The sequence below is a fragment of the Bacillus sp. KNSH39 genome, from assembly GCF_052656585.1.
Genome location: NZ_JBQXYO010000001.1, coordinates 391,572 through 405,678, shown reverse-complemented (window position 1 = coordinate 405,678; position 14,107 = coordinate 391,572). Strand labels below are relative to the sequence as shown.

Sequence of the window (14,107 nt, the reverse complement as noted above, 5' to 3'; positions counted from 1 at the left end):
CATTTTTCATAAGTAAATATATAATAGGATGTACATTAAGATTGAGAGGTATATTCTATGATCAAGTTAAGTGTATTAGACCAATCACCTATTTCAGATGGTAGCACAGCAGCCCAAGCTTTTTCACATACAGTTACGCTTGCACAAGAAGTTGAAAAACTCGGATTCACACGTTTTTGGGTATCCGAACATCATAATTCCGTAAGCTTAGCTGGTTCAAGTCCAGAAATACTTATTTCTCATATTGCCGCGAAAACGGACCGTATTAGAGTCGGTTCAGGTGGTGTTATGTTACCACATTATAGCCCATATAAAGTTGCTGAGAATTTCCGTGTTCTAGAAGCACTGTATCCGAACCGCATCGATCTCGGTGTTGGTAGAGCTCCTGGTGGTATGCCAATAGCAACTCGCGCACTTCAAGAAGGGAAAATGGTCTCACTTGATCAATATCCAGAACAAATTGCAGACGTTGCAATGTACTTACATGATCAAGTACCAGAAAACCATCACTATGCAAACTTAAAAGCCACTCCAGTTATCCCAACATCTCCTGAAATGTGGATGCTCGGTTCTAGCGGAGAGAGCGCTAAAATTGCTGCAAACAACGGAGCTTCTTTCGCATTTGCGCAATTTATTAATGGCTTTGGAGGCCCTGAAGTTATGAGGGCTTACCAAGAACAATATCAGCCTTCATTTTTAGGAGATAAGCCTAATTCAATCGTTGCCATTTTTGTTATATGCGGAGAAACAAATGAAGAAGCGGAAAAAATTGCTTCTAGTTTAGATTTATCAATCTTATTATTAGAGCAAGGAAAACGAACTACTGGTACACCTTCTATTGAAACTGCTCAAAATTATTCATACAGCGCTTATGATTTATTCCGTATAAAAGAAAATCGTCAACGTATGATTGTTGGTGATCCGTCTTCTGTAAAAGAAAAAATAATAAACTTAAGCAAAGCATACAATACTGACGAATTTATGATTGTCACGATTACTCATCAATTTGAACATAAATTAAAGTCTTATCGCTTATTAGCAAATGCTTTTAATTTATAATTCTAAAAAGAGATGCATCACATATGATGCATCTCTTTTTCTTACTACTTATTGTTTTCATTTCCTATATATTCAATAGCTTCTTTTAATAGCTCTTCAAAGTTAATAGGATAATCATGATCTAAGTCAGGGACAACTTTATACTTATGTTCTATATTCTTCTCTCTTAATAGTTGTACAAATTGCTGCGTGGATTCGAAACAATCTTCATCTTGATCCCCGCATACTATATATCCTTTTATATGTTTATCCTGCAGCACTCTTAGCAACTCATCCCATTCTTCAATCTCGGGAAGCCATGGTGCCATAAAAACAAAACCATCAACCTCTATATCTTTTTGCAAAATCGTATATAAAGCTACTCTTGCCCCTGCAGAAAAACCACCAATGATTACATTTTCTACTGTATGGTTTTCTATAAACTTATTGTAATGCCCTTTTAATTCTTCTTTCCCTCTCTCTATATCATCCCAAACAAATCCATCTGAAAACTGAATTTGTGAAGACTGTGGTAAAGCTAACGTGTAATCTTGTGTCAAAACTGATTTCCAATATGGCTCTACTATTTGAATATTTTCTTGGTCACCGTGCAATGTAAGTAGTAGATTTCCTTCTTTCTTGCTGTATATATATTTCACATCTGGTCTTTCCTTTTTATGTGCTAATTCTTCTCTTTCATTACATAATTGCACCATTGTATGAAATTCTTCAAATTTATGTAGTGATTTTAAATCTTCGTCGGAAATTAAATACTCATTTCCATACCAGAATCCCTTTTCTATAATGGCCTCTCTCATTAAATGTAATGCTTCTTTTTCAAGTCCCGATGCACTTGCGAGTGCATACTTAAAATTATATATTTGCGCCTCATTCCCTATTACACCTGTAGCGTTTTCCATTATATAATTGTACGCTTCAAAACTTCCTTTATTTGCATAACAACGTAACGTTTCATTTAATAATTGAATGTAAGTCATGCTATTTTTCATGTACCAATTCCCCCGAAACCTTTTATAATATTTTTTGCGAATCTTTATACCACTTTGTATAACCCACGCTAACAATACCTTATTCTCAAAATGATGCTTAATAGTTACTCTTCCCTGTCCAATACATTTAGTATAAATAATAATAGACTGAAAAATCAATATTTTAAAAAACAAAAAAAGACAACAATATATGTATTGTTGTTTTCATTACATCTACCCGCTCTTTTGTTTTTTTCTATCTGGTTTACTTGAAACTAAATAATGTTTTTCTGAAATATATAAGTCTCTTTTTAAGCTACGATTTAAGTAAGGTCCTAGCTTCATTCCGCATATGAGGCGATCTTCGCTACCTTCAACAATTGGGAACATTTCTTTTTCTGTTACGTATTGGTCTACTGCTTTTTGTACGACATCAATTTCTTTCACTAGGCTTAAATTTTCTGCTGTATGTTCAAATACCTCAAGCGTTTCCTTCGTTATGAGAAAATCATTTGTTGGAAATGCAGGTAAATACGGTTTTAACAAATCATAATTTACTGTATAATCTTCATTTACTAATACTGTATAAACGATATTAGCATTCGTTTCTAAAAACTGAGCCATCGCTTGTTCTAATTCATCTTTCGTAATTTCCCGCTCTTCTTTTCCAGTTCTGAAAAAGCGAAACATCGCATCGCCTCCTTTTTACTATATTATAGCATAAAAGAAAACTGAAAAATCATAAAAAAACCCATTGAAATAATTTTTCAATGGGTTTCTATTATATTTATCGTTATTTTAAGAATGCACTTAGCATCCATACATGCTGTTCTAATGTTGTATGAATTGCTAACAGCATGTCAGCTGATGTTTCATCACCAGCTTCACCTGCAACTTCCATACCTTCTTTTAATTCTTGAATAAGTGCAGAATAATCATTCACTAATGTTTGCACCATTTCTTCTGCAGATTCTTTGCTTGTCCCTTCGCTGACACTAGATGTTGCGAGATATTCTTTCATTGTCGCTAATGGTTTACCTTCTAAAGCTAAAATACGTTCTGCTAACTCATCAATATACGTTCCAGCCTCATTATAAAACTCTTCAAATTTCTCATGTAATGTAAAGAAGTGTGGCCCTGTCACATACCAGTGATAATTATGTAGTTTAACATATAACACATTCCAGTTTGCTACCTGCTTGTTTAATACTTCAACAACATTTGTTTTCGTACTCATACAATCACTCCTCTTATCATTTTGTAATGTTTATCTTTTAATAACCTAATTACATTTTACCATACATTCCCTTTCCTTTCGAACAATTGGCTTATATGTAACAAAGTTTTAACACCTTTAATGCTTCCCTAATATCATTAAATTCATGTATTTTTTCAAACACTTCATACGTCTAATTGTCCAAGCTCATACATATGCATAATAGTACATCAAGCTCATCATAGTAGAAAGAGGGATAACATGGACAATCAACAATGGCAAGTAGCAAAGAAAGTAGCCGCTACTTATATCGGAACTGTCGTTGGAGCTGGATTTGCTACTGGACGAGAAATTGTTGAATTTTTCACAGTGAATGGATTATACGGGACAATTGGCATATGTGTAAGTGGATTTTTTTTTATTTGGCTTGGCACAAAGATGATGTTACTTTCATCACAAATCGGGGCATTTTCAGCGCAAGAATTTAACAAATATTTATTTGGGGATGTATTTGGGAATGTTGTAAACACATTATTATTACTCGTTTTATTCGGCGTAACGAGCGTTATGTTATCAGGGGCTGGTGCAGTATTTGAAGAGCAACTTCGCTTACCAAGACAACTCGGTATTCTTATTACAGTTATCGCTTGTCTTATTATAAGTAGCCGCGGATTACAAGGTGTTTTTGAAGTAAATACACTTGTCGTACCTATTATGATGATTTTTATTATCGGACTTGCTATTACAACCTTTTTTCACGGTACACCTTCCATTAATAACACTATTCCTGCAGAGAACTGGAATATGAAATGGATTACTAGCCCTATTACATATGTCGCCTTAAATCTTTCTCTCGCCCAAAGTGTTCTCGTCCCATTAGCCAGTGAAGTAAGAGATCGAAAAGCTATTTTTTGGGGTGGGATTTTGGGTGGTGCTGGACTTTCTTTAATTTTATTATGCAGCCATTTAGCAATCTTATCAGTCGATCAATTTTACCAATATAACATCCCAATGGCTGAAGTCATAAGAAGATTTAATGCAACTTTTCACTTCTTTTTCGTTCTCATTATTTTCGGTGAAGTTTTCACAACTTTAGTTGGTAATGTGTTCGGAATGACAAAACAGATGCAATCTATTACTGGGTGGAAAAATAACAATATTATTTTCTTCATTTTACTAATTAGTTATTGCTTTAGCTACATCGGTTACAGTGACTTACTTCACATTCTATATCCTATCATCGGATGGGTAAGTATTGTTATACTGCCAATCATTGCGTTTAAACAACTTCAAAAAACATAAAAAAGCATCCATGTTATTGGATGCTTTTTTATGCTCATTCACAATCATCACATACTTCCCAGTACGGTCCCATTTCTAATGCTAAATATGGCTTTAACTGCAACCGAATCATTCGACTAGGCATGCGCTCTAAAACAAATTGAATACCTTCTTCATCTTCGTCTAATTCAACTTTTGAAATCACAATTCTTTGCATAGTCGTAATGGGAATTCCATCTTTATATAAAGTGATTTTCACCTCATCGTATTCATTAAAATATAATTCGACACTCATTTGATTTTTCAGTATTTCATCAACAATTTTAAATGTATTATTTTGTTCTTGGATTATATATTTCCATCCGCCTCTATCTTCTTTCGGAGCTGTTTGAAATAATGTCTCCAAATCCTCGTATAGCATAAGATAACCCCTCTCTTACTAAAAAACGATGAGTATTTTATATACCCTTTATCTCTATCACTATCCATAGCTATTGTACCATATATCAACGTTCTTACCGTATTCATTTGCTTCATACATACTTATAAAATAACTAATTCTATCTCCATTATTATGTATATTACCTCATTACTCCATACACTCTTACAAGTTCAAATAACGACAGACTTTAATCCATGCAAATATTGTCTACTCTCTGCTTTTATTAGCTCACAGCATTCACACTTTTATATATAGTAAGACTACCACAAATAAAAAAGGAGAGTGACTTATACCACTCCCCTCAAAAGACCTTCCCTATAGCTGCTAAAACTAATACGATTATTAAAATTGCAAATAATAATGAGACAATGAAACTAAAAATAGGTAACGCTTTCTTTTCATTCTTCTTAAATAGTAACTTTAAACTAAGAAAAATATTTACTGGTACAAATATAAAATAAAAATATTTAACAATTTGCACCGAGCTATTCGAAAGTGTTTTTAATATAAACACTTCAATTAGAAAAACAATAAAAAATGAAATACTTAGCCAAAATGAGACGTAACTAAGCCAAGAATGTCTTTTTGTCCCCCAATACACTCCCATAATACTCTCCTTTTATTTGTATTCTATACGTTAATAATTATACACAAAGCTAACAAATACCTCTATTTTTCGACAAACATTATGCAAAATACCATTTTAAACGTCATAAAGGAAGTTTACATCTCCATTTGATTTTACACAATAAAACAGACTACCCTCTATTGGCATAATGCTACTAGGGGATAGTCTGTTCTCTATTAGACTTTAAATCTGTCAATTAGTCCTTGCAACTCTTCAGCCATTTGAGATAACGTGCCTGCTGCAGATCCAATTTCCTCCATCGAAGCTAGCTGTTCTTCAGCTGAAGCCGCAACATTTTGTGTGCTTATCGCATTATTTTGTGCTGTCATTGCAATTTGTCCTACCGAAATAGATACTTCATTTGCCCCTTTTGACATTCCATTAGCCGTTTCAACCATCGTCTTAATTTGATTAGCTATTTCATTTGTAGATTGTAAGATTTCAGCAAAGTTTTGCTTCGTTTCATTTGCGATAACAAGTCCAGATTGAACTTCCTCATTTACATGATTCATAGATTTGACTGTCTTACCCATATCATCTTGTATTTCACATATTAATTTACTAATTTCACTAGAAGATACGCTAGACTGCTCTGCCAATTTACGCACTTCATCTGCAACAATTGCGAAACCTCTTCCATGCTCACCGGCTCTTGCGGCTTCAATCGCCGCATTTAGAGCTAGAAGGTTTGTTTGATCTGCAATATTTTGAATTACTTCTAAAATATCACCAATTTGTTTTGATTTATTATTTAGTAATTGTATAACTGCATCTGATTGTGAAACCGATTCTGCAATAGACTGCATCTGGTTTACTGTTCTTCCTACTAGTTTCCCACCATCTTCTGCTTTTTCACGAGTATGTGCAGAAGCCGTATTAATAGATGATGAACTATTTGCTACATGTTGAATTCCTTCCGTTACATCAAACAGTAACATAGCGCCATTTTCTACGCTTGTTGTTTGCGTCGTTGCCCCACTTGATATTTCATCCATTGCGATTGTGATTTGCTCAGTCGCTTCACTTGCTTGCCTTACACTTGCAGTTAACTCTTCTGATGCCGCTGCAACATGCCCAGCTGAATCGTTAATTCTTCCAATTAACGTCCGTAACGAATTCGTCATCTCATTAAAACCTTTAGCAAGTTGGCCGATTTCATCATTAGAATGAATTTCAATTGTTTGCGTTAAATCCCCTTCGCTTATTTCTTTAGAGGTAACAACTAATCTCTTTAAAGGCTTCGTAATTGAAAGTGTTACAAAATAAATAAGTGCCCCGCCTACTACTAATGAGATAAGCATAACAATTAACATATTATAAAATACAGGTTGAGCAGCTTCAATTACTTCACTTGAGTACATCGTCCCACCAATTTTCCAACCTGTTTTTACATTTGTAGCAAATACCATATTCTTTTCACTACCGCCATAAGAATATGAAAAAGCACCGTGATTATCTTCATAAATTTTCTTTGCCCAAGAATCAGCCGCTTTTTCCCCTGATTTTTCTTGTGGATGAGCAATTATTTTTTGCTTTCCATCTAAAATGAAGGCATATCCTTTTTTACCAATATTAATTAACTTTGATGTTTTTAATAAATTATCTAAACTTAAATCTAGCGCAACAACTCCATTTTTATCTTCTGTTTGTTTTGCGATTGTTACGACAATATGTCCATTTCCTTTTGCCTTATATGGCTCAGTAACAACAATACCACCTTGTTTTGCAACCGCATCTTTATACCAAGAACGCTCTGTTGGATCATAGTCTGCTGCCATTTGTATATTTGGTTCTTGTACAAATTTTTTATCATTTCCGGCAACATATACTTGTTCAATATCTTTATTTAAATTTATATATTGAGATAACATTTTTCTTAATTCATCCTGATTATCTCCTTGATACATATTCCCCTGAATCACCCGTGCAAAATTATTCACATCATTAAATTTTGCATCAATCATTTGATTGATTAAATTATCCAGTATTTTTATATTGTCGTTGGCACTACTCTTAATTTGCGATTCAAAATTCTTTTTGGCTGTTTGATAAGACATGCCTCCGATAATAGACACAGCCGCAATTAAAATTACAAAGAATGAAATTAATAGCTTTTTTGCTACTTTCATATCACGAAACAAATTTAATAGTTTACCCATTATGAACCTCCTAATTTTCAAATTTAAAAGTTAAATTGAGTTAATTATGAATATTTCCCAATCCCTAATTATTATTTTCATAACCTATTATGATGAATACTTTGTAAAGTTTAAACAATTAACTTCCCTTTGTCTATATATATAAATAATATTATTATAAAATTTACAAATAGAAAAAACCAAAGGGTGCCCCTTTGGTTTTTACATTTTTTTATGTTGTTTAGAAAGCTTTTTCCACTTATCACGCTCTGCTCTGGCAAGGATTGCATCTTGTTTTCTTATAAAATACGCCAGTTCTCTTTGTAATTTTTTATAGCTTTTCAAACGATTTATCGTAATAAGTCCGTTTTCAATTGCACTATACACCGCGCACCCTGGTTCATTCTCATGCTTACAATCACGGAAACGGCATGTTGTCGCAAGTTCTTCAATATCAGAGAATGTTGTTTGAATCGCTTCGCTTCCTTCCCAAAGTTGCAATTCCCTCATACCGGGAGTATCAATTACGAGAGCGCCACTTGGCAATTGGAATAACTCTCGATGCGTTGTCGTATGCCTTCCCCTACTATCCTCCTCACGTATATCTCCCGTTTTTGCTACCTCAATTCCTATTAGCGCATTTAACAAAGTTGACTTTCCTACCCCTGATGACCCAACTAAAGCAATTGTTTTCCCTGAAGAAACGAATTGTTTCAACGAATCAATACCTGTATGCTCTAAACTATCAACAACAAAAATAGGAACACCAATTGCTATAGCTTCCGTTTCTACAATTTTTTGTTCTATATCATTACATATACTACTCTTTGTTAAAACAATAACTGGCATAGCGCCACTTTCATACGCTAATAATAAATAACGTTCCATCCTTCTAACATTAAAATCATGATTAAGTGCATTCACTAAAAATAAATAATCTACATTTGCTGCTATAATCTGTTCTTCTGTTCTTGTTCCAGCCTCTTGTCTTGAGAAAGAGCTTCTTCGCTGGAAAATACGATGAATAATCGCTTTCTTTTCATCTTCTATTTTCTTTATATACACCCAATCACCAACTGCTGGATAATCGCCTTTCGTAACTGCTTCATGCCGAAACTTCCCAGACAGTTCTGCCATATACTCACCATCATTACAAATAATTCGATATATATGCTTATGCTCGAGTAAAATTCGTCCTACTTCAAAGTTCTCAACAGCTTGTTCCTCAAAAAAAGAATCCCAGCCGAACGATTCTAAAATATTTTGATTCAAATTGATATCCTCCCTAGTGTAAGCTAAGCGGAAGGATCGTGCGCTCACTTATATAGTCTCGCCCTTTCCATCCACCTTTGTATTTGGTTTATTATTCATATAAGTTATTTTCGCCATAATACATCACCCCGTTCTTCTTTTAATTACTCTCATTATATGGAATTCTCCTATAAAAAGCTACATTATTTAACGTAATTTTCAAACAACTTTCTTTTGAGCATTCTAATTTGTCCTCGGTGACTAATTTCATCTTCTAGCACATGATACCAAAGATAGTGCTGGTTATATATTACACCGTTAGGCCACTTTCTTTCTGACATGAGCCACTCATCACTTTGTTCACTTAAATACTTCAGAGATTCTTCTCGAACACTTTGTAGAAGTTGTACATAATACTGTATTTCATGACCACGGATCGCTCTACCTGCTTCCCCTAAATACAGTGCATCTTCCCATATTTCTAATTCTTCTTTTGTAAAGTCACGATTTTGAAATGAAATAAGCTGATGAACTTTTTCAATAGCTGCTATATGCTTTAATAAGGCGCCAATTGAATTTCCGCTGCTCTGCATAATTAAATCTAATTGCTCAACTAATAAATTTTTTACTTCGCCTAATGTTACAGCTCTCGTATGCTCAAGCAGGCTTACTAATTCCCCTATTTTTTTGTATAACCAACTACACTTCTTATTCGATAATCTATCTTCATATCACGCACCCCTTTCTGCATTCATATTATTGTAAAAATGATTCATATAATAGACTGAAACCTTTCGAAATTTTCTGTTATAATTAAATTGAATACAAAATATACCCAAACAAACTTTCTCAATATGCTTATATGAAATATTAAAAGGAATCAATATAAAATAATCGAATCTTATTCACTAAAAGGAGTGGATTCGATGGAAATGTATCAATGGCTAACCGCTGTTCTCGTTGGTGGCATTACCGGCTTCGTTTCCCATCTAATCAATAACCAAGGTAAGTTATTGCTTCCACGCCGTTTGAAAACATTTTTTCATTTTGGATTTTTAACTGACATTTTTACTGGTAGCCTAGCCGCACTTCTTGGGCTCGTTTTATTCGATGTCACCGCAATAAAAGAAATTATAAAAGTATCCATTGTAACTGCTATTTCCGGTCAAACTTTCTTACTACATCAAGCTCTTGGTGGCGAACAGGCTAAAAATACGCAAATTGGGAAAGCTGATGAGAAGATTCAAGAAATTGACAAATTATTGCGACGTTAGTGTATACTTTCTTTTAAAATTATTGTTATAATGAGAAATAAATATTTTCTATTGCGTCGTTTGTCAGGAGAAAGGGTGTTTCGTATGACAAAAAAGAAAATAGAAGATTTCTTAACAAACTCCGAAAAAGAGGAACTGCTAGAAAACTATAAATGTTTACGAGAAGCCCGCACAAAAAGCGAAGCTAACTATTTTGGTGAAGCAGTAAACCATCTATTAAATAAAGCAAAACAACGAATTATTAAAGATGCAGGTATACATGATGAAAATGCTGCAACTGTTCAATCAAAGAGAAAAGCACTGTTTTAGCTACATTAGCTAAAACAGTGCTTTTTATTTAGAATTTTTTTCTTTCCATGCTATATTCTCTCTGCCTTTATCTTTCCATTTTTACAGTTTCAAAAGTCATCTAGACCTAAAGATCAACCTAATAATATTAGCCCACGCAAACCATTTTAATAATAGATAAAATAATTGAACTAGTAATGCTACAAACTAAATAAGTTTATTAAATCGCTTCTTTTAAATCTGAATGCGGATTTGGTCCGTATTGATTGTCATTTTCTTCACTTTCAATGATAAAAAATACAAGTAAAACAGCGCTACCAAACGGTACAAAATTTAATAGTTGCCACCATCCCGTTTTCCCAATATCATGTAATCGTCGTGCACCAACCGAAAAACTTGGTATAATCATTACTAACATAAATAGCAACGCAATAATAGCAACTAACACCTCTGAAAATGATGATAAAAATAACAGTAGCCAAAAAATTACGATATTGGATAAACTAAAAATCCAGTACTCTTTTCGCGTAGCTCTACCACTAAAATTCCCATAATTCTTTAGAGCTTTCAAATACCATTGCATTTAAACCTCTCCCTTTTATCCCCAATAAAATTAAAATATGTAATTATTAACAGATAAGTAGAAATATAACACAACATTTATGTAAAATCCATATCCCCATCTAAATTGCCCTCTATTTAAATAGTTTTTTCCTTCGGCATTTTTCACATTACTTTCACATCTATTTCACAAATATAAGTAGTCCGATATGCTAAACTAAGTATATCCTTTTCCAAGGAACTATATGCCGATATATAAATCCCTATCTTTATAGGGATTTTTATTTTTTGATTCCTCATAACTTTGTTACAATACATTTCTTCTACTATTTCTATACTTTTAGTAACTACTTTAATTAAAAGCACATTCATGTATTCACACTCTTATTAATTCTGATTTGCGAAATATTTATACAAGCTTTATGATGCAATTCCTGTTTCACTACTTTCAGTAAGTTTTTCACTTTTTCTAAACAAAAATAAAGCTCCTATATATAGTAAAGTAGTAAAACTACCTATAAGTATAAAATTGTGAGATACTGCAAATAACATTCCTGCTATTGCCGCACCAATCATTTGACCAATATACATAGAAGCATTTGCAAGCGCGGCTCCTGTTCCTCTTGCTACACTAGATATGTTTTGTAAGTGCCTCATCATTAATACAAACAAAATTCCTGTCCAAAAAAACAAAGCAAAGAACGATAACTCCACCAATACAATGTTCTTTACATGTGGAAGTAATACATATAGCACTGCTGTAAATATAATTCCACCATAGAAAGAAAGGTTATAACCAATTTTATTTACGATTCTAGGACCAAAAATATTACCAGTTAAATTTCCTAACCCTAATACGAGCATAGCTGTACCTACTTCATGAACTTGTAAGCCAAATTGAATGGAAAGCCATACACCAAAAAATGAAAATGCAGCAAAATTTCCGGTTTGAAAAACAAAGTATGCAAAATAAGAAAGTGAAACCTTTGAATCTGTAAGTAATTGTTTATAACGCTGTAAAATCGCTTTTTTATTTCCACCTATATGAACCGATTGTATTTCTGGTAATACAACATAAATAAGAATGACAAGTAGTGCTGATAATATACCAATGAAATAGAATGGGATTGTATAATGTATCGTTGCTAAATAAGCTCCCAGTGGCAGCCCTAAAATTTGAGAGATTGATAACCCTGCTGTTGCAACCCCAATTGCTTTCACAATTTGCTTTTTCTCTATAAGAATCGGAATGGATGCCCACACTTGTGGAGATACAAAAGCTGCACTTACACCTGCTAAAAATCTAAATGTTAGCATCCATAAAAAACTCGGTGCAATTCCACACAAAAACGTACTTACTGCAAAAAAACTCATACCTAGTACCATCACTTTTTTTCTGTTTAATCCATCTGATATAGGACCAGCAATAAGCGCAAATCCAGCATACCCTAAAGCATACGAACTCACCATCCATCCTGACAACTCAGTTGAAACATGATACACCTGTTGTAATGTCGGCAACAGTGGTGAAATTAAGAAAGTATCTGTACCGATCATAAACATTATCATAAAAAATACAGCTAGTACTCTGTTCATTTAGACCTTCTCCTTATATAAACAGAGGGTACTCTCCCTCTGTTTAACTAATCTTCTAAAATAGATTGGATTTCTTTCATGACCCTTTCATTCAATGCAACGTCTACCGCTTTCACACTTTCTCTTACCTGCTCTGCCCGCTTTCCACCAGGTATAACAGTATCAATTCCTTCTTTATTTAATAACCATGCTAACGCTAAATGAGACACTTCAATATCATTTTCTTTCGCTAGCCCTTTTAACTTATTCACTTTCTTAAAATTACTCTTATATGTATTTTCTTCAAATAGATTTACATTTTGACGCCAATCGACTTCGTTTAATTTGAAATCTTCTGTATATTTTCCGCCTAATATTCCAAAAGCAAGAGGCCCATATGGAATAAATGAAATACCCGCTTCTATACAATACGGCAACAGTTCTTCCTCAGCTGTACGTTCTAACATATTGTATGGAGATTGTACAACATCTATATGACCATGTTGATTCGCCTCTTTTAATTGTTCTATGTTTACATTCGATATTCCAATTGAACGAATTTTCCCTTCTTCTTTTAAATGAGTAAGCTCTCCGATTGAATCTATGTAACTTGTTTCAGGATTTGTAAAGTGTAAATAATATAAATCAATATATTCAGTCTGTAATCTTCTTAAGCTATTTTCCACAGCATTCCTTAAGTAACTTGGTTCATTGTTAATATAAGTTTCTCCATTTAACAACGGTTGAATTCCACCTTTTGTAGCAAGTATAAACTCATGACGTTTTCCCTTTAATACTTCTCCTACTAATTCCTCTGATCTACCGAAACCATATGAATCTGCTGTATCAAAAAATGTAATCCCTTGCTGAATAGCTTCTTCTACTAATTGCTTTCCTTCTTCTTCATTCACATTAGCATATAAATTATGTCCCCCTACTGCATTTGTACCTAAACCCAGCCTTGAAATATTTAGTCCTGCCTTTTGCAATTTTGTATACTTCATTTTTTCTCCCCCTATATTTCTATTGTTCGAATATTTTCGAACAATAGAAATATACCACTTTATATGTTATAGTGCAAATATCTTAACTTATACAAGTAGGTGAAATATGCGTACACTCTATCATCCAAATCGAGAAGAAATTCAATTTTCTTCTGTCTTATATGCACTTAGCGATCAAATTCGTTTACAAATTGTAAATATGTTACTAGAGAAAAGTGAACAATCTTGTGGTGCTTTAAACATCCCTATTGCGAAATCAACTTTATCTCACCATTTCAAAGTTTTACGTGAGTCAGGTGTTATGTACACGCGCCTTGAAGGAACACAACGTTTCATTTCAATTCGTGAAGAAGATTTAAATGCTAGATTCCCAGGTTTATTACAAGTTGTATTACATGCGACAGAGCCATATTAAAAAAACA

Annotated in this window: 16 protein-coding genes and 2 pseudogenes; 5 read left to right on the top strand and 13 right to left on the bottom strand. The window is 33.5% G+C overall.

Annotated features, from left to right (window positions below; genetic code table 11):
- Positions 1 to 57: 57 nt before the first annotated feature.
- On the top strand, positions 58 to 1,059 hold the full coding sequence (locus ACUL40_RS02030) for an LLM class flavin-dependent oxidoreductase (protein WP_000594045.1): 1,002 nt from the start codon (positions 58 to 60) through the stop codon (positions 1,057 to 1,059).
- Positions 1,060 to 1,103: 44 nt separating this feature from the next.
- Here ACUL40_RS02030 and ACUL40_RS02025 read toward each other — a convergent pair whose 3' ends face one another.
- From ACUL40_RS02025 to ACUL40_RS02015, 3 genes are all read right to left on the bottom strand, one after another.
- Positions 1,104 to 2,048, bottom strand: coding sequence for an alpha/beta hydrolase (locus ACUL40_RS02025; protein WP_000798324.1), 945 nt, complete (start codon positions 2,046 to 2,048; stop codon positions 1,104 to 1,106).
- 213 nt (positions 2,049 to 2,261) lie between these two features.
- The gene (locus ACUL40_RS02020; RefSeq protein ID WP_000488210.1) at positions 2,262 to 2,717 is read right to left on the bottom strand and encodes a DUF3939 domain-containing protein; all 456 of its coding nucleotides are present in this window, start codon (positions 2,715 to 2,717) and stop codon (positions 2,262 to 2,264) included.
- A gap of 103 nt (positions 2,718 to 2,820) precedes the next feature.
- Positions 2,821 to 3,264: a Dps family protein gene (locus ACUL40_RS02015; RefSeq protein WP_000105199.1), complete on the bottom strand. Its 444-nt coding sequence runs from the start codon at positions 3,262 to 3,264 to the stop codon at positions 2,821 to 2,823.
- A 240-nt stretch (positions 3,265 to 3,504) separates the two neighbouring features.
- Here ACUL40_RS02015 and ACUL40_RS02010 point away from each other — a divergent pair, with 240 nt between their 5' ends.
- Complete coding sequence (locus ACUL40_RS02010) at positions 3,505 to 4,545, top strand: YkvI family membrane protein (protein WP_000370205.1); 1,041 nt, start codon at positions 3,505 to 3,507, stop codon at positions 4,543 to 4,545.
- A 34-nt stretch (positions 4,546 to 4,579) separates the two neighbouring features.
- Here ACUL40_RS02010 and ACUL40_RS02005 read toward each other — a convergent pair whose 3' ends face one another.
- The 6 genes and pseudogenes from ACUL40_RS02005 to ACUL40_RS01980 form a co-directional block, all read right to left on the bottom strand.
- Positions 4,580 to 4,945, bottom strand: coding sequence for a DUF3979 family protein (locus ACUL40_RS02005; protein ID WP_063219878.1), 366 nt, complete (start codon positions 4,943 to 4,945; stop codon positions 4,580 to 4,582).
- A 322-nt stretch (positions 4,946 to 5,267) separates the two neighbouring features.
- Entirely contained in the window at positions 5,268 to 5,573 is a 306-nt protein-coding gene (locus tag ACUL40_RS02000; protein WP_000539569.1) for a hypothetical protein, read from the bottom strand.
- 197 nt (positions 5,574 to 5,770) lie between these two features.
- Positions 5,771 to 6,589, bottom strand: coding sequence for a methyl-accepting chemotaxis protein (locus ACUL40_RS01995; protein ID WP_445423158.1), 819 nt, complete (start codon positions 6,587 to 6,589; stop codon positions 5,771 to 5,773).
- 123 nt (positions 6,590 to 6,712) lie between these two features.
- Positions 6,713 to 7,651, bottom strand: a pseudogene (locus ACUL40_RS01990) (HAMP domain-containing protein); the annotation flags it as partial.
- A 303-nt stretch (positions 7,652 to 7,954) separates the two neighbouring features.
- Positions 7,955 to 9,004 carry a ribosome small subunit-dependent GTPase A gene (rsgA, locus tag ACUL40_RS01985; RefSeq protein ID WP_001073051.1) on the bottom strand — a complete coding sequence of 350 codons (1,050 nt, stop codon included), beginning with the start codon at positions 9,002 to 9,004 and terminating at the stop codon, positions 7,955 to 7,957.
- 182 nt (positions 9,005 to 9,186) lie between these two features.
- Positions 9,187 to 9,713 (bottom strand): annotated as a pseudogene (locus tag ACUL40_RS01980) (DinB family protein).
- Positions 9,714 to 9,909: 196 nt separating this feature from the next.
- Here ACUL40_RS01980 and ACUL40_RS01975 point away from each other — a divergent pair.
- On the top strand, positions 9,910 to 10,257 hold the full coding sequence (locus ACUL40_RS01975) for a DUF4257 domain-containing protein (protein ID WP_000426317.1): 348 nt from the start codon (positions 9,910 to 9,912) through the stop codon (positions 10,255 to 10,257).
- A gap of 84 nt (positions 10,258 to 10,341) precedes the next feature.
- Positions 10,342 to 10,566, top strand: a complete 225-nt coding sequence (locus tag ACUL40_RS01970; RefSeq protein WP_000162602.1) for a hypothetical protein — start codon at positions 10,342 to 10,344, stop codon at positions 10,564 to 10,566.
- Positions 10,567 to 10,765: 199 nt separating this feature from the next.
- Here the strand turns inward: ACUL40_RS01970 and ACUL40_RS01965 are convergent, their stop codons facing one another.
- From ACUL40_RS01965 to ACUL40_RS01950, 4 genes are all read right to left on the bottom strand, one after another.
- Complete coding sequence (locus ACUL40_RS01965) at positions 10,766 to 11,128, bottom strand: DUF805 domain-containing protein (RefSeq protein ID WP_100651401.1); 363 nt, start codon at positions 11,126 to 11,128, stop codon at positions 10,766 to 10,768.
- A 143-nt stretch (positions 11,129 to 11,271) separates the two neighbouring features.
- On the bottom strand, positions 11,272 to 11,478 hold the full coding sequence (locus ACUL40_RS01960; protein WP_001101741.1) for a hypothetical protein: 207 nt from the start codon (positions 11,476 to 11,478) through the stop codon (positions 11,272 to 11,274).
- A 48-nt stretch (positions 11,479 to 11,526) separates the two neighbouring features.
- Positions 11,527 to 12,702 carry an MFS transporter gene (locus tag ACUL40_RS01955; protein ID WP_322368012.1) on the bottom strand — a complete coding sequence of 392 codons (1,176 nt, stop codon included), beginning with the start codon at positions 12,700 to 12,702 and terminating at the stop codon, positions 11,527 to 11,529.
- Positions 12,703 to 12,749: 47 nt separating this feature from the next.
- Positions 12,750 to 13,685: an aldo/keto reductase gene (locus ACUL40_RS01950; RefSeq protein ID WP_167316480.1), complete on the bottom strand. Its 936-nt coding sequence runs from the start codon at positions 13,683 to 13,685 to the stop codon at positions 12,750 to 12,752.
- A gap of 106 nt (positions 13,686 to 13,791) precedes the next feature.
- On the opposite strand from ACUL40_RS01950, the gene ACUL40_RS01945 reads away from it, so the two are divergent.
- Positions 13,792 to 14,100 (top strand): ArsR/SmtB family transcription factor, encoded by a 309-nt coding sequence (locus ACUL40_RS01945; RefSeq protein WP_001259909.1) that lies wholly within the window; start codon positions 13,792 to 13,794, stop codon positions 14,098 to 14,100.
- The last annotated feature ends 7 nt before the right edge of the window (positions 14,101 to 14,107 follow it).

Bases quoted from the DNA above. Each gene is read 5' to 3' on its own strand.
- ACUL40_RS02030 (WP_000594045.1), top strand. From the start codon at position 58: ATGATCAAGTTAAGTGTATTAGACCAATCACCTATTTCAGATGGTAGC.
- ACUL40_RS02025 (WP_000798324.1), bottom strand. From the start codon at position 2,048: ATGAAAAATAGCATGACTTACATTCAATTATTAAATGAAACGTTACGT.
- ACUL40_RS02020 (WP_000488210.1), bottom strand. From the start codon at position 2,717: ATGTTTCGCTTTTTCAGAACTGGAAAAGAAGAGCGGGAAATTACGAAA.
- ACUL40_RS02015 (WP_000105199.1), bottom strand. From the start codon at position 3,264: ATGAGTACGAAAACAAATGTTGTTGAAGTATTAAACAAGCAGGTAGCA.
- ACUL40_RS02010 (WP_000370205.1), top strand. From the start codon at position 3,505: ATGGACAATCAACAATGGCAAGTAGCAAAGAAAGTAGCCGCTACTTAT.
- ACUL40_RS02005 (WP_063219878.1), bottom strand. From the start codon at position 4,945: ATGCTATACGAGGATTTGGAGACATTATTTCAAACAGCTCCGAAAGAA.
- ACUL40_RS02000 (WP_000539569.1), bottom strand. From the start codon at position 5,573: ATGGGAGTGTATTGGGGGACAAAAAGACATTCTTGGCTTAGTTACGTC.
- ACUL40_RS01995 (WP_445423158.1), bottom strand. From the start codon at position 6,589: ATGGATGAAATATCAAGTGGGGCAACGACGCAAACAACAAGCGTAGAA.
- ACUL40_RS01975 (WP_000426317.1), top strand. From the start codon at position 9,910: ATGGAAATGTATCAATGGCTAACCGCTGTTCTCGTTGGTGGCATTACC.
- ACUL40_RS01970 (WP_000162602.1), top strand. From the start codon at position 10,342: ATGACAAAAAAGAAAATAGAAGATTTCTTAACAAACTCCGAAAAAGAG.
- ACUL40_RS01965 (WP_100651401.1), bottom strand. From the start codon at position 11,128: ATGCAATGGTATTTGAAAGCTCTAAAGAATTATGGGAATTTTAGTGGT.
- ACUL40_RS01960 (WP_001101741.1), bottom strand. From the start codon at position 11,478: ATGAATGTGCTTTTAATTAAAGTAGTTACTAAAAGTATAGAAATAGTA.
- ACUL40_RS01955 (WP_322368012.1), bottom strand. From the start codon at position 12,702: ATGAACAGAGTACTAGCTGTATTTTTTATGATAATGTTTATGATCGGT.
- ACUL40_RS01950 (WP_167316480.1), bottom strand. From the start codon at position 13,685: ATGAAGTATACAAAATTGCAAAAGGCAGGACTAAATATTTCAAGGCTG.
- ACUL40_RS01945 (WP_001259909.1), top strand. From the start codon at position 13,792: ATGCGTACACTCTATCATCCAAATCGAGAAGAAATTCAATTTTCTTCT.